A 19,975-nucleotide genomic window follows, 5' to 3' on the forward strand; every position below is an offset into this window, starting at 1 on the left:
GTTAGTGAGAACTTTCTTGATTTCGTTGATGACCTTTGAGTCGGAAAACTCACCTCCACCGTACATTTGAACTCTCAGGCTCAAACCCATGTTAAATACCACGCGCCGAAAGCCTGCGTGTTTTGCCATCAAGGTCGCTTCTTGATTATTCAATTTGAGCGCTCGCTTGACGGCAAACATGGAACTGACTCTCAGCAATCAACTGTAGATAAGTTTAGCAAACTATTTGCCACTTAAGTCTTGCTCTTAACCTATCGCCGAGAGCTCGTTGACAATTTTGACTTTTCCCTTGAGCACCGAGCGCAGCAGGCGGTTGATCGAATGTCTGTCTTGCTCGTCGAGAGAGTCATCCAATACAGCGGCCATCAAACCGTAGCGATCGGCTACAGTCAAACTGCCCGTATCGGTAACAGAGTGACGCTGGCATGGCAGAGAGCGTGATGTTTTGAGCCTAACTGTGTGATAACCACGGAGCTTATTTTGTGACGAGCGACGTTTGAAGTCTGCGATCGCCGTCACAATATTATGTCAGAGCTACCCATTGCCTCCACTCCCCTCCAAAATCTAAAGATTTATAAAGCTTTTTGGGATCTGTGGGTGTCTTTACCCATTTCCAATGTATAAAACGCATTGCGGTGATGCAAAAAGCTCATAAAACTCAAGATTTTGTAAAAATAGCTACGAATATTTACTGTTGCGCGCTTTACATTAGTTCATAACAAAGGTGCATCGGAATACAGCGATCGAGCCATCGGTAACAACTATAACCATATATAGTTTGGCTGAATTCGAGACAGCGCCTGGCAAAGCTCAAGTATACAAAAGACCAACCATGCTTAAACGAAATTAGATCCAGTAACTAAATATACAGTTTTAAATCCACAGGCTCATTAAGGTTAGCAGGAAACACATTTTATGCTCCAAGTCAATATCTCAGGGAATAAACCAGCAGCGAGGGTAAATCGATGACCCAAACAGTAGAACCCCAAGCGAGCCTAAACAAATTTGAAAAACTCAAAGCCGAAAAAGATGGCTTAGCGGTCAAAGCCGAACTAGACCACTTTGCCCAAATCGGCTGGGAAGCAATGGATGCAACAGACCGCGAGCACCGCCTCAAATGGCTCGGCATCTTCTTTCGGCCAGTAACTCCGGGCAAATTTATGATGCGCCTGCGTTTGCCCAACGGCGTCATTACCAGCAATCAAACTAGAACGTTAGGAGACATATTGCAACGCTACGGCTCCGACGGCAGCGCTGACATTACCACCAGACAAAACCTGCAACTGCGCGGAATTCGGATCGAAGATGTGCCCGATATCTTCCGCCGCCTCAAGGAAGCGGGGATGACCAGCATTCAGTCTGGAATGGACAATGTACGTAACATTACGGGTTCCCCAGTCGCGGGTTTGGATGCCGACGAACTGATAGATACTTGGGAATTGGCGAACCAAGTCCAAGACATGATTACCAACAGCGGCGAAGGAAACCCAGAGTTTTCCAATCTGCCGAGAAAGTTTAATATTGCGATCGCAGGTTGCCGCGATAACTCAGTCCACGCCGAAATCAACGACATCGCCTTCGTACCCGCTTACTCTGACGGCAACATCGGCTTTAACGTTTTAGTCGGCGGCTTCTTCTCCGCCAAACGCTGCGAAGCTGCAATTCCTCTCAACGTCTGGGCAAGTCCCAGCGACGTTGTAGATTTGTGCAGAGCGATATTAACGGTATATCGCGATCGAGGCCCGAGAGCAAACCGCCAAAAATCTCGCTTGATGTGGCTGATTGACGAACTCGGCATCGAACAATTCCGCGCAGCCGTCGAAAAAGAAGTAGGCCGCACTTTGTCCCCCGCCTCCCCCAAAGATGAAATCATCTGGGACAAACGCGACCACATCGGCATCTACGCGCAAAAACAATCAGGGCTCAACTATGTAGGGTTGCACGTTCCCGTCGGACGGCTGCAAGCAGCGGATTTGTACGATTTGGCCAGAATCGCTGAGGTTTACGGCAGTGGCGAACTCAGGCTCACCGTCGAAGAAAACGTGATTGTTCCCAATGTTCCCGACTCGCGGCTCGAATCCCTAGTCAAAGAACCGTTGTTACAGCGTTTCTCGATCGACCCCGCACCCCTGATGCGAGCCTTAGTTTCCTGCACCGGGTCGAAGTTTTGCAACTTCGCCCTCATCGAAACCAAAGCCCGATCCGTGGCAATGATTCGGGAACTGGAAGCCGAACTCTCTGTTCCCAAACCGGTCAGAATTCACTGGACTGGTTGCCCCAATTCCTGCGCTCAACCCCAGGTAGCCGACATCGGCTTGATGGGTACAAAAGTTCGGAAGAACGGCAAAACCCTCGAAGGTGTAGACATCTACATGGGAGGAACAGTTGGCAAAGATGCTCATTTGGGTACTTGCGTCCAAAAAAGCATTCCTTGCGAAGACCTGAAACCGGTGCTGCATCAACTGTTAATTGATAAGTTTGGGGCCGTGCCCAATCCAGCTTTCGGGGATGTCGCTTCCCTGAACCGGCAACTGCAACTGACGGTTGAGAGAGACGAAACAGTTCTGATGGCGAAACCTCAGACATCTACTGTCATTTTCGCTCGATCGGGCAAAACAGTTGCTTGCAGCGAAGATGAGTTCATTCTCGACGTTGCCGAAAGGGCTGGGCTTGAACTGGACAGCAGTTGTCGATCGGGAACCTGCGGCACTTGCAAGCAGCAACTCCTAGAAGGTAAAACAGTCTACGACAGCCAGCCTGACGCAGCCTCCGACTTAGAACCAGGGTTCATCTTAGCTTGCAGCGCGCGGGCGATCGGCAAAGTGTCGATCGACGCCTAATATCATAATGTGAGATTCGAGAGACCCAAAGAATTATGTCATTGCGAACAGAATTATGTCATTGCGAATGATATTGTCTCAGTGCGATCGAAATTATGTCATTGCGAAGGTCGTAAACCAATCTCACATCAGGCATCTCACATTTCGAGTATCTCAAAGTACACCAACAATTCAAGACAAATGAGCAACCTTTCTAGAAGAAAATTCATCATCACCGCCGGAGCAACAGCAGCAGGCACCCTCCTCGCCCACGGTTGCAGTTCCGGTTCCAGCACTACCAGCGCCTCACCGGGCGCTGCCTCACCGGGCGCTGCCTCACCGGGCGCTGCCTCACCCAGTGCAGCCCCAGCAGTCAACATCAACCCCGCCGACGCCCCCGAAGTTACCACTGCCAAACTCGGATTCATCGCCCTCACCGACTCAGCGCCCTTAATCATCGCCCAAGAAAAAGGGTTATTTGCCAAGTACGGCATGAAAGACGTACAAATCCTCAAACAAGCATCTTGGCCAGTTACTCGCGACAACCTAGAACTCGGTTCTGAAAAAGGCGGCATTGACGGAGCCCACATCCTCTCCCCCATGCCTTACCAGATGACCTTAGGCACAATTACCAAAGGCAATCAACCAGTGCCGATGAACATTGTTGCCCGGTTAAATACCAACGGTCAAGCCATCTCCGTAAGCAAAAAATACCTAGATTTAAAAGTAGGTACAGACAGCAAACCACTCAAAGCAGCCCTCGCCAATCAAAAAATTGCTGTTACCTTTCCCGGCGGCACCCACGATTTGTGGATGCGCTATTGGTTAGCAGCCGGTGGCATCGATCCGAATACAGATGTTTCTGTTATTCCAGTACCGCCACCTCAAATGGTAGCTAACATGAAATCCGGCAGCATGGAAGCATTTTGCGTCGGCGAACCTTGGAATGCCCAGCTAGTTACTCAAAAAGTTGGATACACCGCCTTAGTAACGGGAGAACTCTGGAAAGATCACCCAGAAAAAGCCTTAACTTTAAGAGCAGATTGGGTTGAGAAAAACCCTAAAGCTACTAAAGCAATTACAATGGCCGTACTGGAAGCTCAGCAGTGGTGCGATAAGCCAGAAAATAAAGATGAGATGTGCCAAATCATCTCTCAAGATAAGTGGTTGAAAGTACCACTTGCAGATATTGCAGGTCGCATGAAAGGACAAATTGACTATGGTACTGGCCGCGTTGAAGCAGCTAGTTTAGTAGCAATGAAATTCTGGGCTGACAATGCTTCCTATCCCTACAAGAGTCACGATGCTTGGTTCATCGCAGAAAATATTCGCTGGGGTTATATGCCGGCAACTACCGACATCAAAGCCACGGTTGATAAAGTTAACCGCGAGGATATTTGGAAAGCAGCAGCGACAGCACTTGGCGTTCCCGCTGCCCAAATTCCGGCTACCACTTCTCGCGGTGTCGAAACATTTTTTGACGGCGTGAAGTTTGATCCGGAAAAACCAGAAGAATATCTGAAGAGTCTGGCTATCAAGAAAGCCTAATTAGTGAACAGTTGACAGTTGACAGTTGACAGTTGACAGTTGACAGTTGACAAATCATAAAATTTAGTGGCGTTGAGTTTCGCAACTCAACCCACCACAGCCGATAGGGTTCTCAATTCAAAGTATCTACAAATAATCGATTATTCACTACTGTACTGCAAACAGACAAATGGCAACCAATCTCTCTGTTTCTAAGAGCAAAAATCCAGCAAATTTCGTGCTGGATATGGTTCAAAAAAACCGCAAAAAAATCATCCGCCCGCTAGTTGCGATTACAGTTCTGCTGGTAGTTTGGCAAATCCTCTGCCACGACCCCACATCCACCTTGCCCGGCCCGATTAAAGCCGTCCAAGAAAGCTGGAATTTGATTATCAATCCGTTCTTCGATAACGGTGGTACTGACAAAGGTTTATTCTGGCAACTGGCTGCTAGCTTGCAGCGGGTGGCGATCGGCTTTACTCTAGCAGCAATTCTAGGCATTGGTTTAGGAATATTAATCGGTACAAACTCTTTAATGTTCGATGCTTTAGACCCGCTATTTCAAGTATTTAGAACAATCCCGCCCCTGGCTTGGCTACCGATCGCCCTGGCAGTATTTCAACAGTTCAATCCCTTTGAAGGCTTGGGGATGAAAGCTAACGAAGTTTCTGCACTTTTCGTAATCTTGATTACAGCAATCTGGCCGATTCTGATTAATACCACAGTAGGCGTTCAACAAATACCTCAAGATTACAGAAACGTCGCCCGAGTCTTGCGCCTCCCCAACCAAAAATACTTCTGGAAAATCTTGCTACCGTCTTCGGTTCCTTACATCTTCACAGGGTTGAGAATTGGTATCGGTTTGTCTTGGCTGGCGATCGTAGCTGCGGAAATGTTAGTCGGCGGTGTCGGCATCGGCTTCTTCATCTGGGACGCTTATAACAGTTCTCGACTCAGCGCCGTGATTCTGGCAGTGCTTTATGTAGGAATCGTCGGTTTGATTTTAGACAGACTCGTTGGTTTCGTCGCTTCCAAAGTTGTTCCTGAAGACAATAAATAAGATTGGGGAATGGGGAATGGGGAATGGGGAATGGGGAATGGGGAATGGGGAATGGGTGATTAGTAGTTGGTGATTAGTTATTAGGAAGCGGGAATAATTATATATGCCCAATGCCCAATGACCTGTTTGGCCAATGACCTGTTTGGCCTTCTTCCCAATTCCCAATTCCCCATTGCCAAATTAATAATTAGCATCTACTAAAGTACAAACTAACAGAAAATAATCATGTCAATCCTTATTGAAGTAGACCACGTAGACCGCGTATTTAACTTGCCAAATGGCGAGCAATACATCGCTCTCAAAAATATCGAACTTAAAATTAAAAAGGGAGAATTTATCACCTTAATCGGACACTCCGGTTGTGGCAAATCTACACTGTTAAATATCATCGCCGGACTGGACACAGCAAGTCAGGGCGGGATTACTTTAGAAGGGCGCGAAGTCCGCGAACCAGGCCCGGATAGAATGGTGGTATTTCAAAATTACTCGCTACTACCTTGGCTGACGGTGCGCGAAAATATTGCTCTAGCAGTAGATGAAATTTACAGCGGTAACTCTAAAGAAGATCGCGAGTTGGTAATCGAATACCACATTAAATTGGTGGGACTCGGACAGGCCGCCAACAAGCGCCCCAGCGAAATTTCTGGGGGGATGAAACAAAGAGTTGCGATCGCCCGCGCCCTCGCTATCCGCCCAAAATTGCTCCTGCTAGACGAACCCTTCGGTGCTCTCGATGCTTTAACTCGCGGTGGTTTGCAAGACCAATTGATGAACATTTGCGAAGAAAGTAAAGTCACCAGCGTGATGGTAACTCACGACGTGGATGAAGCTTTGTTGCTGAGCGATCGCATTGTAATGCTCACCAACGGCCCGGAAGCGCAAATCGGACAAATTCTGGAAGTGGACATTCCTCGGCCCCGCAAGCGCATGGAAGTGGTCAACCATCCGAGTTACTACGCGCTGCGAAACGAAATGGTTTACTTCCTCAACCAGCAAAAGCGGGTGAAACAGCGCCGGGCCAAACAACAAGCCCCATCCGTGGCGATCGCCCGCAACGGCCTGGAAAAAGTCAACCTCGACATCGGCTTTATTCCCCTCACCGACTGCGCGCCCTTAGTCGTAGCCAAAGAGAAAGGATTCTTCAAAGCCCACGGCTTAGAAGAAGTCACTCTCGTGCGCGAACCTAGTTGGAAAGAAATTGCCAAAGGTATCGCGCAAGGACGGCTGGACGCGGCGCAAATGGTTGCAGGAATGCCGATCGCCATGCTGTTGGGATTGGACGGCGAAGCCCCGGTTCCCATCAACAGCGCCTTAACCCTGTCCCGCAACGGTAACTCGATTATTTTCGGGAAACACCTTTACGACCAAGGTATTCGGACATTAAAGGATTTCAAAGCTGCGATCGCCAAGACCCCCGACAAGGTACAAACCTTGGGCATGGTACACTCCGCTTCCATGCACAATCTGCTGTTCCGCTACTGGCTGGCTGCCGGTGGGATTGACCCCGATCGCGATGTAGCCTTGACCATGCTTCCTCCCCCGCAGATGGTATCGAATTTAAAAGCAGGCAACATCCAGGGCTACTGCGCCGGCGATCCCTGGAACTCCAAAGCAGTCAACGACGGTACCGGTTTTGCCATCGCCCGTTCCCTGGATATTCTGCCCGGACACATCGAAAAAGTTCTCGGCGTTAGCGAAGATTGGGCTCAGAAATATCCTAAAACCCACGTCGCCCTCGTCAAAGCGCTTTTGGAAGCCTGCGAATACTGCGACGACCGCCGCAACCGCGAAGAAATCCTAGAATTGATTTGCCAAGAACAATACATCGGTGCGGATCCAAAAGACATCCGTCCGGGGTTCATCGACCCGTACAACTCCGGTACGGAGGCACAACCCGAAATGCTCTACAATTTCAACCAGTTCTATGTTGACAAAACCAATTGTCCAGACCGCCTAGAAATGGTGTGGGTGATGTCGCAGATGGCCCGCTGGGGACTGATTCCGTTCCCGAAAAACTGGGTGGAAGTGGTCGATCGAGTTTTGCGGCCCGATGTGTTCGGTCAAGCAGTGCGCGAGTTGGGTTTGCCGGATATCGCTAGAGCTCGCCGGACGATCGAACTATTTGACGGCACTGTCTTTAATCTAGACGACCCGATCGACTACCTTGAAAACGTCAAAATCAAGCGCGACCTTCGCATTGAAGAAATCTTAATTGAACAAATAGGCAGTCAGTGTTCCATCAGACAGCCAGCATAATCACCAAATAGGAAGAGGGAGTGAAGAGTAAGGAATCAGGAAACAAGACTCCACATTTCCCGCTTCCTAATTACCTCTCTTACTAACCCTTAATCCTAAATTCTCATGTCTAATTCCGCAAACCCCCAACCAAATCCTGAAAATATGCAAACTATCAAAGCGCCCCCGGCAACGAAGATTCAGAGTAAGAAATCAGGCTTTTTGACTATTAAAGATGTATCAAAAGTCTACCCAAACCTGAAAGAACCAGAAAAACCTTTCGTGATTCTCGACGGTGTGAACCTGACGATTAATGAAGGCGAATTTATTTGTTTGATCGGTCACTCTGGCTGCGGCAAATCAACTTTGCTGAACATGATTGCGGGATTTAACGGGCCGACAAGCGGAGAAGTTGCTCTCGAAGGTGCGCGGATTACTGAACCGGGCCCCGATCGCATGGTGGTGTTTCAAAACTACTCGCTGCTACCGTGGCTGACTGCTACAGAAAACATCCACCTCGGTGTTGAAACTGTTTACGGGGATAAGTCCGCAGAGGAACACGACAAGATCGTCAAAGATAACCTGGAATTAGTGGGGCTGACAGAAGCTTGCAACAAAAGACCGGGCCAGTTGTCGGGCGGTATGAAACAGCGGGTGGCGATCGCCCGAGCCCTGGCAACTCGTCCCAAACTGCTGATTTTGGACGAACCCTTCGGAGCACTAGATCCGATTACTCGGGAAGAATTGCAGGAAGAATTGCTGAAAATCTGGCACGAGTACAAAATTACGATCGTCATGATTACTCACGATATTGATGAAGCTTTGTTTTTAGCCGATCGCATCGTGATGATGACCAACGGCCCTGCTGCATCAATCGGCGAAGATATGCACATTCCCTTCAGCCGTCCCCGCAACCGCACGCGGATGATGGAAGACCCGAAATACTACGAACTCCGCAACTTTGCTTTAGAATTCCTGTTCTCTCGCTACGCCCACCACGAAGAGGACACAACGGACTCAGAAATGGCACCCGTCGTCCTGCCATTACCCGCTAGCAAAAAGCCTGGGGCTACTGCTGACAAGCCCATGCCACCGGTATCCTTTGTGCCTCACGCTGCACAACCCCTAGAAGCCTCGCCAATTAAAGGTGCCGTCCTGGCAATCTCGTGGTTGGTAACAATGGCAACTTTAGCTGCTGTCAATACATCTGCTGTTTCCAGCCAACTCAAGCAAGCCAAGCTAGCAGAAACTGCGCCACCTGCACCTGCGGCCGTTGTGAGTTCTCCCCCGAGCCCTGCACCGATCGCAGCCAGCCCTGCACCGATTGCAGCCAGTCCTGCACCGATCGCAGCCAGCCCTGCACCGATCGCAGCCAGCCCTGCACCGATTGCAGCCAGTCCTGCACCGAGTGCTGCTGCAAGTCCTGCATCCATTGCCAGTCCTGCACCGAGTGCTGCTGCAAGTCCTGCATCCATTGCCAGTCCTGCAACCTCACCCACCAAGGCAGCAAGCAGTGCAGGTTCAGGAATTTCGGACAAAGCTGAACTTGATGCGATCGGAAATCAGTTGTATGCACGAATTGACGAAAATTGGAAAACAACTCCGACATTTACCCAAAGTTTGACCTATCGAGTCAAAGTGAAACAAAACGGAGATATCGTACAGTTCGAGCCCACAAATAAAGCAGCTAAAGATTTCCTCAAAGAAACTCCTCTGCCGACTTTGCAAACTCCTGCCGGTGCCGCAGCAGGCGCTCAAAAAACTGCTGATTTCCAAGTAACGTTTAGCCCCACCAGCGGTGGCGGCGGCTTATTAGAAGTTAAAACCGCGAAATAGGTGACTTATACCATTTTTGCATTGGATAGTTGAAGATTTTCGATTGAGAAGCCGATCGCCTCGGCTCGATCGACTACTATAAAATAGGTTTGTAGTGAGGACTTTAGTCCTTCTTTCGGCGGACTAAAGTCCTCACTACAAACCTATCCGAGTGCGATCGCGAGTTTAACTAAAGATAGCGGTTAATTTGAAATCAGGGTATTTTCCGCTTATGTAAAGCATTTCCGGGGTAATTTAGTAATTATTGATACATTATTGGTCGGAGTCATCAGTTCCGACTATAATGACGAATTACGAATTATCCATGAGCTTTCAAAAATTAGCATCTAAAATCACCAGATGGAAACTATAAAAACTCTTTGTCCTTACTGCGGTGTAGGTTGCGGTCTAGAAGTTGTTCCCGACAAAAAACAAACTTGGAAAGTGCGGGGCGATCGCAATCACCCATCGAGTCAGGGCATGGTTTGTATCAAGGGAGCAACGGTAACAGAGTCCATTCGCAGCGATCGGCTACTTTATCCGATGATGCGAGAGACTCTCGACCAGCCGTTCCGTCGCGCTAGCTGGGACGAAGCTCTCAATGCCATTGTTGACCGCATCCAGGCAATTCGCAGTACCAGTGGGCCAGATGCTTTGTGCGTTTACGGTTCAGGTCAATTCGCTACAGAAGATTATTATGTTGCCCAGAAACTCATGAAAGGTTGTCTGGGCACTAATAATTTTGATGCGAATTCTCGTTTGTGTATGTCTTCAGCGGTTTCGGGATACGTTCAAAGTTTTGGTTCGGACGGGCCGCCTTGCTGTTACGACGATTTAGAATTAACAGATTGCGCTTTTATTATCGGCAGCAATACAGCGGAATGCCATCCAATTGTATTCAATCGATTAGTAAAGTACCACAAAAAGCATCCCGATGTCAAGATGGTTGTGGTAGATCCGAGGCGGACTCCGACTGCTGAAGCCGCAGATTTGCACTTAGCAATTAAACCGGGTACGGATATAGATTTGCTCAATGGAATTGCATATTTGCTGTTGCGGAGGCAAGCAATAGATCCTGAGTTTATTCAAGAATGCACGGCAAATTTTTCAGCTTTTGCTGAAGTTGTCAGCAGCTATACGCCGGAGTTTGTAGCCTCGCGCTGCGGCATTACTGTCAGCGAGTTAGAAACTGCTGCCAACTATTGGGAACAGTCACAACGGGTTTTGTCTCTGTGGTCGATGGGAATTAACCAGTCCTCCGAAGGTACGGCAAAGGTGCGATCGCTAATTAATTTGCACTTGATGACTGGTCAAATCGGCAAACCGGGATCTGGCCCGTTTTCCCTCACAGGCCAGCCAAACGCGATGGGAGGCCGGGAAGCTGGAGGACTTTCTCACTTACTTCCAGGCTACCGCTTTGTCAAAAATGACGAACACAGAACCCAAGTCGAGGAGTTTTGGGGAATCGCACCGGGAAGCATTTCGCCGAATCCAGGCCGCAATGCTTGGGATATGATTACCGGTTTGGAAACTGGCGATGTTGAGTTGTTGTGGATTGCCGCCACCAATCCGGTGGTGAGTATGCCGGATTTGGAACGGACAAAAGCTGCTTTGTTGCGATCGCCCTTGACGATTTATCAAGAAGCATACTATCCCACCGAAACCTCAGCCTACGCTCACATCCTGCTGCCGGCAACCCAGTGGAGCGAAAAAACCGGAGTGATGACGAATTCCGAACGCCGCGTGACGCTTTGTCCCGGTTTCGATGAACCATCCGGCGAAGCGCGCGACGACTGGAAGATTTTTGCAGAAGTCGGCCGCCGGTTGGGTTTTGCCGAACACTTTGCTTTCGACAGCAGCGCCGATATATACAAAGAATACGTGCAGTTGACACGCGATCGTCCCTGCGACGTAACAGGCCTCAGCCATGAATATTTGCGCCTTCAAGGCCCCCAACAGTGGCCATGTCCCGAAAATCAGCCTGTGCATCCAGCGACTGAAGCTAAACGGCTGTATACTGACAGGCGTTTTCACACTCCTGACGGGCGGGCGAGATTTTCGGCCTATCACTCCCGGGGACTAGCAGAACCACCAGATCCCGACTATCCGTTTGTGTTAACCACAGGAAGAGTTTACGGACATTGGCACACGATGACTCGGACTGGGAGAACAGAGAAAATCAATAAATTGCACCCAGATCCGTTTTTGGAAATTCACCCGCGCGATGCTGCTAAATTGCAGATTAAGGAGGGTGATTTGCTAGAAGTTCGATCGCGCCGCGGTAAGGCTCAGTTTCCAGCAAAAGTCACCAAGGCGATCGCCCCTGGTACGCTATTTGTACCGATGCACTGGGGTTCTCTGTGGGCAGAAAGTGCTGAAGCCAATGCCATGACTCATGCTACAAGTTGTCCAGATTCCAAACAGCCCGAGTTAAAAGCTTGTGCGGTGCAGTTAGTGCTGATTGGGGCAGAAGTGGCCGCAGAAGTTGGGGAGTTTAATTGGGCAAAATCCACCGTCACGGTCAATTCTTGAGTTGCCGTCCAACTTTACCTTGGTTTCTTGCCACAGACTCAAATAAAATTCTAGTTTTTTTGTCAATAAACCCAGTTTCTTAGCTATGGCTGAGGCACAATAGCAGGGTACTCTACAGCAATCAAGACCTTTGTCAGTCGATTTTCTATTTTTCGATTTTCCATTTTTTGATTTACTCCACAGATGCAATCTGGGAGTTGGAACTTTGGCGTTGGCCGTTCGCTTGTCGAAGGGTCTCAAATTTTGGGATCTCCACGACTTAAGTCCGGGGCTTGTACCTGTTTTTGGGCAAGGTTATCGAGTAATTTTGAGTTATTACCAGAAAGAATTGGTTGAAAGCCCGCCCGTCTTTGAGGGAGAAATTAAAATCAGACTATTCATTACTCCAATCCTCGGACTTCCAGGTAGAGGTCGCTCTCAAACAGTCAACAGTCAACAGTCAACAGTCAACTGTTGAAGCACCCGACAAGCTGCGTTCTCCCGCAGAGTTCGCGAATCAAGAAAATTAAATTTATTTTTTCTAGTTTTTCCTGCTTTATTCGGGGTTTTTCCTGATTCCTTGTTCCTGATTCCTGATTCCTGATTCTTTATTCCTTATTTTTAGTCGATCGAGCGGATCGGAAAAATTGCAGTTTGCACCTATAGGTGCTATGCTATTTTTATAAGGCTTTATTTTCGGCAGTACAGTTCGTTCGATCGGCGTTCCTCCGGATTTAAATCTCTACAACCTCGATTCTGGAGAATGTTCAATGTCAATCTATGTCGGCAATTTATCCTACGAAGTAACGCAGGAGCACCTCAACCAAACTTTTGGAGAGTACGGCACAGTAAAGCGCGTTCAATTGCCTGCTGACCGCGAAACAGGTCGGATGCGGGGCTTCGCTTTCGTAGAAATGTCTACTGAAGCAGAAGAAGCCGCAGCCATTGAGGCTCTTGACGGTGCTGAGTGGATGGGTCGCGACCTCAAAGTCAACAAGGCAAAACCCCGCGAAGAGCGCGGTTCTTCCAACAGCGGCAACTGGGGCAACAACGACCGCTCTTCTCGCCGCTACTAAACCACCCAAGCTAAAAATTTAGCTTGGTCGTGTGTTCGACAGGGCGAAAATGCAGTCAACAATCCTTATCTGTTGAGAATAAGTAGTTGATTGTGCGATCGTACCGTGTCTGAAAGTCCTCAAACTCTTGATAAGCTAGAGTTTGAGGTTTTTTTATTTGCAAAATTTCTGAATCGGGAAATGGACTGTGTGCGATCGATTTCGGAGCTGACCCGAAAGCCTGTAAAATATAACGGGCAGAAAAAATAACCTTCCTCAGACTCCGGTTTTCCGAGGGAAACAAGCAATCACAGAGTTTCGGGATTGCCAAGTGTACCGAAGAATGACAGAATGATCGACGATCGCTAAATCATCGGTATGCTGAAAAAACTATTTAGGCAAATTTCTAAGTTTGGCAGTGATGAACAATTTCTGCATTTTACAGAAAATGTAGAAGTCATAATATCCAAAATTTTATCGCTGGCGATGATTTTGGTAATTATAATCAGCGTTTGCGATTTGCTGATTTATTTAGCAAAAGAATTGTTTAACGACCACGAGAGTTTTTTATTAAAAGATACGTTGTTTGTCATATTCGGGTTGTTTTTAAATGTTTTAATTGCCCTGGAAATCTTGGAAAATATTACAGCTTATCTGAAAAAGCACGTAATTCAAGTAGAGCTAGTTATTGTAACTTCTTTGATAGCAGTATCTCGAAAAATAATCATTCTTGACCTAGAAAAAAAAACAGCAGCCGACTTGATTGGTTTAGCAGCAGCCATTTTCGCGCTTTCCATCAGTTACTTGATAGTGCGGTTTGCCAATAAAGCAAATGATTAATATTGGTCATTAGTCATTAGTCATCAGTCATTAGTAATTCGGAATTGGGAATTGTCATCAATAACTAATACCCAATCCGGCTTTGCTTGAAAAATCCTTTCCTTTCTTGTCTAGAAAAATGGGCGGTTGAAACCGCCGTCTTGCCTAGATGTCTTCCAATAAACCAGCAGGAGGCACAATTTCAATTCTGCCTTTCTCCAAGTCAACAATTGGCACAATCTCTTGCACAAAAGGAATCAAAACTTTCGTTGATTTAGGTTCTTTAACCCGGATTTTCCGTGGTTTGCGGGTATTTCTGGGGTCAGCATTTGCTGTGGGAGTTTCAGGGCGTTTTGGCTTAGCTACTCCTGGGGGGACAACTTCCGGCGCTGTGAGATTAGTTTCTACCTCTAAAAGGTCGTTACCTGCGGGGATAATATCGCTTACCTTACCTAGGATTTCCCCGGTTAACTGGTTAAAAACTTCCATACCAAGCAAATCTTGGACGTAAAACTCACCAGCTTCGAGGTAAGGTCGATCGCCCTTTTCGATTAACAACTTACAGCCCCGCAGCGCTTCAGCGCCATCGCGGTCTTCTACACCCTCCACCTCTACAGCATACAACCCTTTGCCTGGAATGTAGCGACCGCCCAAAAACTCGATCGGTTCCGGTTCACTTTTCTTAGGGCGCAAAAGCCACCGCCTCCCCGGTTCAATAAACCTTTCCGGGAAATCCGAATCGGGATAGACTCGCACTTCCCCGTATAAACCTTGAGCTGCTACAATTGTACCGATTTCTATCCACTCAGACATAAATTCTATTACTCAAATTGCTAATCATTAGTCATTAGTCATTAGTCATTAGTCATTAGTGACTGGTAATTGGTAATTGGTAATTGGTAATTGGTAATTGGTAATTGGTAATTGGTAATTGGTAATTGGTAATTGGTAATTGGTAATTGGTAATTGGTAATTGGTAATTGGTAATTGCTAATTGGTAATTGGTAATTGCTAATTGGGTAATTCTCCCCCTCTCCCTCTCTCCCCCTTCTGACGGGTGTAGGTTTTTTGGTAAAAGCCTTATCCCATAAGAGTTTGAGATTTTAAGATGCAAAAGCCCAAAACCTTTGCACTGTCTAAATTTGCTGGGTTTTGCCAGGGGAAAACCTACACCTGTCAGCTCTCCCTTTCTCCCCATCTCCCCCTCTCCCCCTCTCCCTTCTTCCCTCTTTACCGAAAAATTGGGTTTAAAGCCTCGTCCTTCTAGGACGACTTTTCGAGAGTGTTCTGATAAGTTCGCCAACAATATCGGACTTGGTTCGACTATTCTGTTTGGCGTATTCCTCAAGCATATCCATCTGGGCCTCTGATACTCTGATGTACAATTCTTTCTTTGCCATTTTGTGTACAGATGTGGTACACTAATTATAGTGGATAGGGTAATCAACCACTTAAAAAACCCAGTCGCCGAGAGGCACACTGAACAAGAGAAAATTGAATCTATGCGGTTCTACTGCATTTTTCTAGACTCCACCTCGCAGTAGGTAAAAGATTCAGAGGAGCTAGACGAACAGTTTTTTTGAGACATATCGTTTCAAATTAAAAAAGAACTTGGAGCAATCCAACTAGGGTAGGGCATACCCGAAGTCGCTTGGGGAGAGTCCCACCTCGCTTGCTAGACACTGCAAGGTATCTAGGTTAAGTGGTCTCGTTGAGCCAAGAATCCCCGCACCTTAAGGTCGGGGAGTGTCAAACCAACCCACTTCTCAGTGCGACAACGGCTGCTTGCACGCGATCGTCCACAGCCAACTTATTCATAATACCGCGAACATGAGTTTTAATAGTATTTGGACTCAAATAAAGTGCCGCCGCTATCTCCGGATTGCTGTTACCTTCCACCATTAACTTTAACACCTCTAATTCCCGCTGTGACAATTGGCCAAAAGTAGTTGTAGAGGCTGGTGTAGGCGGTTTGAGGTGATCGATGACAGTCCGAGCAATTTGAGGATCGAGGTAAGTAGCCCCCTCTGCTGCCGCTGCAATCGCTGCTAACAGCCTGTCTACGGAAGCACCTTTAATACAATAAGCATCAGCACCGCTTGAAAGGGCAGCAATAATTTCAGTTTCAGCGGTATGAGAAGTTAACATTACCACTCTAACTTCCGGCAGTTGTGCTTTAATTTGCTGCGTCGCTGCTATGCCGTCCAGTCGCGGCAAACCGATATCCATTACAATAATATCTGGTTTCAGCTTCAGTGCGGCGGCTACGCCTAAATATCCATCTTCTGCTTGTCCTACTATTTCTATTTCTGGGGAATCGGCTAAAACTTGCTCTAATCCCAGTTGCATCATCGGATCGTCTTCAACAATTAGAATTTTCATTGTTAATTGGGAATGGGGAATTGGGAATTGGGAATGGGGAATTGGGAATTGGGAAGGGGGAATTGGGAATTGGGAATTGGGAATTGGGAATTGGGAATTGGTAGGTTCTCAACAATAACAAATAACTAATAACTGCCAACTGCCAACTGACTACTGACTACTGACGGGAGCATCTCTGTTTTGCATTTATTATAGTAATGAGATGCTCCCCAACTGCCAACTGTCAACTGACAACTGTCAACTGTCAACTGTCAACTAACTTTTAAAACTTCTACAAATTCACCAGGCAAAATCCAGGTTTCCGATGCGGGCAAAACTGCTAAACCAGTCGTATTTGCGAGGTTAATTAAATTTGCTGAATTTTGGCTGCCGCTTGCAGGTTCAAATTCCCAGAATCCGGCAACTAAATGTAGTTTACCCCAAACATAAGTTTCGCGCTTGCCAGGCGATCGCAATTCAACATCACATCGAGCCCGCACAAACTCCGGGCCCCAAGCATCCGCGCCCAGCCCAGACATCTTTCGCAAAGCAGGCACAACAAACCGCCAACAGCATACTAAAGCCGAAACTGGATTTCCCGGCAAACCAAAATAGAGACAATCCGAACTCGCAATCGGCAAATCGGATTTTTCTTCATCTCGTTTAAATGCAGCGACAGTCAAAGGTTTACCCGGCTTAATCGCCACAGAACTAATGTGAACTTTGCCTTGCAACTCCGCCAATATTTGCTCGATATAATCGTAATCTCCTACCGAAACGCCACCCGTAGAAAGCACCACATCTGCTGTCGAAATAGCCTGAGCGATTGCCTCCTTTAGCGCATCTTTACTATCAGGAATAATCCCCAATCGAATCGGTTCAAATCTCATTTGAGTCAACAACACTGTCAAAGCATACTGATTTGAATCTACCAGTTTACCGTAAGTCAAAGTTTTGTCTGGCGATACCAATTCGTCACCCGTAGAAAAAATAGCCACCCGCAAACGCCGATAAACTGGAACTTGAATGCACTGTGCAGTTGCTAATACTGCCATTTCTGGGGCGTTGATAACTGTACCCGGAGTTAGTAAATTTGTTCCTGCTTGATAAAAAGTGCCTTTGTGCCTGACAAATGCTTGTGGCTTTTCAGGAGAAACTAAGATAAAAATGCGATCGCCCTCACGCCTCGTTTCTTCCTGCATTACCACCGTATCAGCACCATCCGGCATCATCGCACCCGTAAAAATTCGGGCTGCTTGGCCCGATTGCACGGTAGTTTGAGGCTGATATCCGGCTGGAATCTCCTCGACTACTTCGAGTACCGCAGGTTTTTCGGCGCTGCAATTTTCCACATCAGCAAACCGCACCGCATAGCCATCCATTGCCGAATTGTCCCAATAAGGAAAATCGAGGGAACCGGTGACGGGTGCAGCCAAAATGCGCCCCGATGCTGCCAACAAGTCTACAATTTCTACATCCCGCTGACTGTCGAGGGATTGCGCCAAATTTAGAACGATAGATTCTGCTTCTTTTACGGACAGCATCAGTGTCACCCAGTTTAACAAGACTCTTCTTAGTTTAGCAAATCAGCAGCTATAGTGGAAATGTATTTTTTGATTCCTCTGCGGTAAACCGTTTTTTGTCGTCCTTAGCTTATGACTATTTTTCGCTCAGCTTTTCGACTCAATTGTTTATCTCTATTTGTGGTGGGATTTCTGGTTGTCCTGACTCAACTTTCAGGCTTGCAAGTCAGCGATTTATTCTTTCACCCTTTTTTCTCCCCCAATCCCAATGTGGCTTTATTAACTCGAACCTTTCAAATCTTATGTGCTGTGCCAGTTATTGTTTGTAGCTTTAGCTATGGATTGGCTAAAACTATGCAACTGCGCCCTACGGAAACTCGATTTATTCTGTTCTCTGCTTTGTTGACAGGCGCATTTCTGCTCAATGAAATTTACAGGATTCATCTATATATTAGCGCCTTGGGAATTCCTAAGTTAGGAGTTAGTTTGTTGTATGCTATATTTGTGTTCTCCTACGGATGGTTTTTTCGGCGAGAACTACAGTCTACTCCCTACAAAATATTGTTGGCTGGGTTGGGATTGTTGTTTTTTGCGATCGGCATGGACGCGCTGAAGTTAGAAGAAAAGATCTTAGCTAGTTTATTAGAAGGGGTTCCTAAGTTGTTGAGCGAAATCAACATTGCATTTTATTATTGGTATGTCTGCAAATCTTTCCTGGAAAAAAGTTTTCATAACAAGATGAACGCGTCATTATAACTTTGTGATAGAATGCTACCAGTATCTTCCAAAATCTTCCGGGTTCAAAAATAGCATTCTCCGGTTTGCGATTTACACAACCTGCATCGCTCGGCCTTTATCTGCGGTTACAATAGTCCAAGTGCAGCCTCTAAAATATCATGCTAGCAGTTACTATCAACTTTAATGCGATGGCCCAAATCAACGACGACCAATTTTATCAACTGTGTCGCCAAAACCCCGAGGTCAAATTTGAACGCAACGCCCAAGGAGAAATAACCGTTATGTCACCCACAGGAGGAGAAACCGGAAATTACAATTTTGAAATATCTATTGATTTTGGAATTTGGAACAGACGAACTAAACTAGGAGTTTGTTTCGATTCTTCAACTTGCTTCAAACTCCCCAGCGGTGCCAATCGTTCCCCCGATGTTTCTTGGATTAAACAAGAAAGATGGGATGCACTCACTCCCGAAGAAAAACAAAAATTTCCTCCGATTGCCCCAGATTTTGTTTTAGAGTTAATGTCGCCGACAGACAGTCTAAAAGATGCTCAAGACAAAATGCAAGAATACATGGAAAACCAAGTAAAATTAGGCTGGTTAATCAACCGTAAAACGCGCAGAGTTGAAATCTACCGCGAAGGACAAGAAAAAGAAATTATCGAATGTCCCGCAGAACTTTCTGGAGAACACATTTTGCCCGGTTTCGTGCTAAACTTGCGATCGCTGTGGACATAATAGCTAAATCCGAATCCGAGAAACCGGGTTTTTTCCCAATCTGCGGGTTGCACCGAAGTATGTATTAAAAAACCCGGTTTCTGAGTCTCCAATCTGCGTTAAAAAAATCTAATGGAAACTAAAGTAACAACTTCCCTAACAGCCGAACAACACAAACAAAAAATGCAGCGCCGACAAGAAGTTCAGGCGCAGCGAATTGCTAATGCTGCTGAAGATAAAGGTTTGATAATTGTGAATACGGGTAACGGTAAAGGCAAAACTACGGCTGCTTTAGGCATGGTTTTGCGATCGCTCGGTCACGGCTACCGCGTCGCCATAGTACAATTTATCAAAGGAGCTTGGGAACCGGCAGAGAAAGCTGTTTTTGAACTCTGGGAAAATCAGCTAGAATTTCATGCGATGGGTGAAGGCTTTACTTGGGATACGCAGGATCGCGATCGAGATATTGCTACAGCTCAAAAAGCCTGGGATAAAGCTGTAACTTTTATCTGCAATCCTGAGTTTAGGTTGGTTCTGTTAGATGAAGTTAATATAGCATTAAAGCTGGGTTATTTGCAAGTCGAACAAGTGCTCGCAGCCTTAGAACAAAAACCCAAAGACTCTCATGTAATTCTCACCGGCAGAGGCGCGCCACCCGAATTAATTGAACGCGCCGATTTGGTGACGGAAATGACTTTGGTTAAGCATCCATTTCGAGAACAAGGTATTAAGGCTCAAGCTGGTATTGAGTATTAGTTTTGATTGCTAAGCTGTCGCGCAAATAAACATTGCATAT

General features: G+C 46.8%; 17 protein-coding genes and 1 pseudogene. 12 read left to right on the top strand and 6 right to left on the bottom strand.

Annotation, left to right across the window (positions count from 1 at the left end; genetic code table 11):
* The coding region (locus tag JGK22_RS28670) for a helix-turn-helix domain-containing protein (RefSeq protein WP_293314268.1) at window positions 1-180 on the bottom strand (180 nt) is incomplete at its 3' end.
* 66 nt (window positions 181-246) lie between these two features.
* Window positions 247-432: a hypothetical protein gene (locus JGK22_RS28675; RefSeq protein WP_293184273.1), complete on the bottom strand. Its 186-nt coding sequence runs from the start codon at window positions 430-432 to the stop codon at window positions 247-249.
* Between the two features lie 533 nt (window positions 433-965).
* Between JGK22_RS28675 and JGK22_RS28680 the strand changes: the two are divergent.
* From JGK22_RS28680 to JGK22_RS28715, 9 genes and pseudogenes are all read left to right on the top strand, one after another.
* Window positions 966-2,492 (top strand): annotated as a pseudogene (locus tag JGK22_RS28680) (ferredoxin--nitrite reductase); the annotation flags it as partial.
* Window positions 2,493-2,567: 75 nt separating this feature from the next.
* A complete protein-coding gene (locus JGK22_RS33355) occupies window positions 2,568-2,840 on the top strand; it encodes a 2Fe-2S iron-sulfur cluster binding domain-containing protein (protein ID WP_293271524.1) in 273 nt (90 codons plus the stop codon).
* Between the two features lie 180 nt (window positions 2,841-3,020).
* On the top strand, window positions 3,021-4,367 hold the full coding sequence (locus tag JGK22_RS28685; protein WP_293184223.1) for a CmpA/NrtA family ABC transporter substrate-binding protein: 1,347 nt from the start codon (window positions 3,021-3,023) through the stop codon (window positions 4,365-4,367).
* 169 nt (window positions 4,368-4,536) lie between these two features.
* A complete protein-coding gene (gene ntrB / locus JGK22_RS28690; RefSeq protein WP_293184225.1) occupies window positions 4,537-5,406 on the top strand; it encodes a nitrate ABC transporter permease in 870 nt (289 codons plus the stop codon).
* 225 nt (window positions 5,407-5,631) lie between these two features.
* Complete coding sequence (locus JGK22_RS28695) at window positions 5,632-7,662, top strand: nitrate ABC transporter ATP-binding protein (RefSeq protein ID WP_293184227.1); 2,031 nt, start codon at window positions 5,632-5,634, stop codon at window positions 7,660-7,662.
* Window positions 7,663-7,767: 105 nt separating this feature from the next.
* On the top strand, window positions 7,768-9,477 hold the full coding sequence (locus JGK22_RS28700) for a nitrate ABC transporter ATP-binding protein (RefSeq protein WP_293184229.1): 1,710 nt from the start codon (window positions 7,768-7,770) through the stop codon (window positions 9,475-9,477).
* A gap of 339 nt (window positions 9,478-9,816) precedes the next feature.
* The gene (locus JGK22_RS28705) at window positions 9,817-11,988 is read left to right on the top strand and encodes a nitrate reductase (protein ID WP_293314270.1); all 2,172 of its coding nucleotides are present in this window, start codon (window positions 9,817-9,819) and stop codon (window positions 11,986-11,988) included.
* A 749-nt stretch (window positions 11,989-12,737) separates the two neighbouring features.
* Window positions 12,738-13,043, top strand: coding sequence for an RNA-binding protein (locus JGK22_RS28710; RefSeq protein WP_293148182.1), 306 nt, complete (start codon window positions 12,738-12,740; stop codon window positions 13,041-13,043).
* A gap of 357 nt (window positions 13,044-13,400) precedes the next feature.
* A complete protein-coding gene (locus JGK22_RS28715) occupies window positions 13,401-13,862 on the top strand; it encodes a phosphate-starvation-inducible PsiE family protein (protein WP_293184235.1) in 462 nt (153 codons plus the stop codon).
* 144 nt (window positions 13,863-14,006) lie between these two features.
* Here the strand turns inward: JGK22_RS28715 and rimM are convergent, their stop codons facing one another.
* The 4 genes from rimM to glp form a co-directional block, all read right to left on the bottom strand.
* The gene (gene rimM, locus JGK22_RS28720; protein ID WP_293213891.1) at window positions 14,007-14,654 is read right to left on the bottom strand and encodes a ribosome maturation factor RimM; all 648 of its coding nucleotides are present in this window, start codon (window positions 14,652-14,654) and stop codon (window positions 14,007-14,009) included.
* A gap of 55 nt (window positions 14,655-14,709) precedes the next feature.
* Entirely contained in the window at window positions 14,710-15,039 is a 330-nt protein-coding gene (locus tag JGK22_RS28725; protein ID WP_293314272.1) for a hypothetical protein, read from the bottom strand.
* Window positions 15,040-15,590: 551 nt separating this feature from the next.
* Entirely contained in the window at window positions 15,591-16,223 is a 633-nt protein-coding gene (locus tag JGK22_RS28730; RefSeq protein WP_293148190.1) for a response regulator transcription factor, read from the bottom strand.
* 251 nt (window positions 16,224-16,474) lie between these two features.
* Window positions 16,475-17,746, bottom strand: coding sequence for a gephyrin-like molybdotransferase Glp (gene glp, locus JGK22_RS28735; protein ID WP_293314274.1), 1,272 nt, complete (start codon window positions 17,744-17,746; stop codon window positions 16,475-16,477).
* A gap of 111 nt (window positions 17,747-17,857) precedes the next feature.
* Here glp and JGK22_RS28740 point away from each other — a divergent pair, with 111 nt between their 5' ends.
* From JGK22_RS28740 to cobO, 3 genes are all read left to right on the top strand, one after another.
* Entirely contained in the window at window positions 17,858-18,481 is a 624-nt protein-coding gene (locus JGK22_RS28740; RefSeq protein ID WP_293314276.1) for a hypothetical protein, read from the top strand.
* Window positions 18,482-18,621: 140 nt separating this feature from the next.
* Entirely contained in the window at window positions 18,622-19,200 is a 579-nt protein-coding gene (locus tag JGK22_RS28745; RefSeq protein ID WP_293220347.1) for a Uma2 family endonuclease, read from the top strand.
* Between the two features lie 111 nt (window positions 19,201-19,311).
* A complete protein-coding gene (gene cobO / locus JGK22_RS28750) occupies window positions 19,312-19,935 on the top strand; it encodes a cob(I)yrinic acid a,c-diamide adenosyltransferase (protein ID WP_293184250.1) in 624 nt (207 codons plus the stop codon).
* Window positions 19,936-19,975: the final 40 nt, after the last annotated feature.

The organism is Microcoleus sp. PH2017_08_TRC_O_A, from assembly GCF_020738665.1.
Lineage (GTDB): Bacteria > Cyanobacteriota > Cyanobacteriia > Cyanobacteriales > Microcoleaceae > Microcoleus.

What these genes read in the sequence shown, in the direction of transcription:
- JGK22_RS28700 (WP_293184229.1), top strand. Translation starts at nt 7,768, where the DNA reads ATGTCTAATTCCGCAAACCCCCAACCAAATCCTGAAAATATGCAAACT.
- JGK22_RS28705 (WP_293314270.1), top strand. Translation starts at nt 9,817, where the DNA reads ATGGAAACTATAAAAACTCTTTGTCCTTACTGCGGTGTAGGTTGCGGT.
- JGK22_RS33355 (WP_293271524.1), top strand. Translation starts at nt 2,568, where the DNA reads ATGGCGAAACCTCAGACATCTACTGTCATTTTCGCTCGATCGGGCAAA.
- JGK22_RS28740 (WP_293314276.1), top strand. Translation starts at nt 17,858, where the DNA reads ATGACTATTTTTCGCTCAGCTTTTCGACTCAATTGTTTATCTCTATTT.
- cobO (WP_293184250.1), top strand. Translation starts at nt 19,312, where the DNA reads ATGGAAACTAAAGTAACAACTTCCCTAACAGCCGAACAACACAAACAA.
- JGK22_RS28745 (WP_293220347.1), top strand. Translation starts at nt 18,622, where the DNA reads ATGCTAGCAGTTACTATCAACTTTAATGCGATGGCCCAAATCAACGAC.
- JGK22_RS28715 (WP_293184235.1), top strand. Translation starts at nt 13,401, where the DNA reads ATGCTGAAAAAACTATTTAGGCAAATTTCTAAGTTTGGCAGTGATGAA.
- JGK22_RS28695 (WP_293184227.1), top strand. Translation starts at nt 5,632, where the DNA reads ATGTCAATCCTTATTGAAGTAGACCACGTAGACCGCGTATTTAACTTG.
- JGK22_RS28730 (WP_293148190.1), bottom strand. Translation starts at nt 16,223, where the DNA reads ATGAAAATTCTAATTGTTGAAGACGATCCGATGATGCAACTGGGATTA.
- glp (WP_293314274.1), bottom strand. Translation starts at nt 17,746, where the DNA reads ATGCTGTCCGTAAAAGAAGCAGAATCTATCGTTCTAAATTTGGCGCAA.
- JGK22_RS28685 (WP_293184223.1), top strand. Translation starts at nt 3,021, where the DNA reads ATGAGCAACCTTTCTAGAAGAAAATTCATCATCACCGCCGGAGCAACA.
- JGK22_RS28710 (WP_293148182.1), top strand. Translation starts at nt 12,738, where the DNA reads ATGTCAATCTATGTCGGCAATTTATCCTACGAAGTAACGCAGGAGCAC.
- rimM (WP_293213891.1), bottom strand. Translation starts at nt 14,654, where the DNA reads ATGTCTGAGTGGATAGAAATCGGTACAATTGTAGCAGCTCAAGGTTTA.
- JGK22_RS28725 (WP_293314272.1), bottom strand. Translation starts at nt 15,039, where the DNA reads ATGGGGAGAAAGGGAGAGCTGACAGGTGTAGGTTTTCCCCTGGCAAAA.
- ntrB (WP_293184225.1), top strand. Translation starts at nt 4,537, where the DNA reads ATGGCAACCAATCTCTCTGTTTCTAAGAGCAAAAATCCAGCAAATTTC.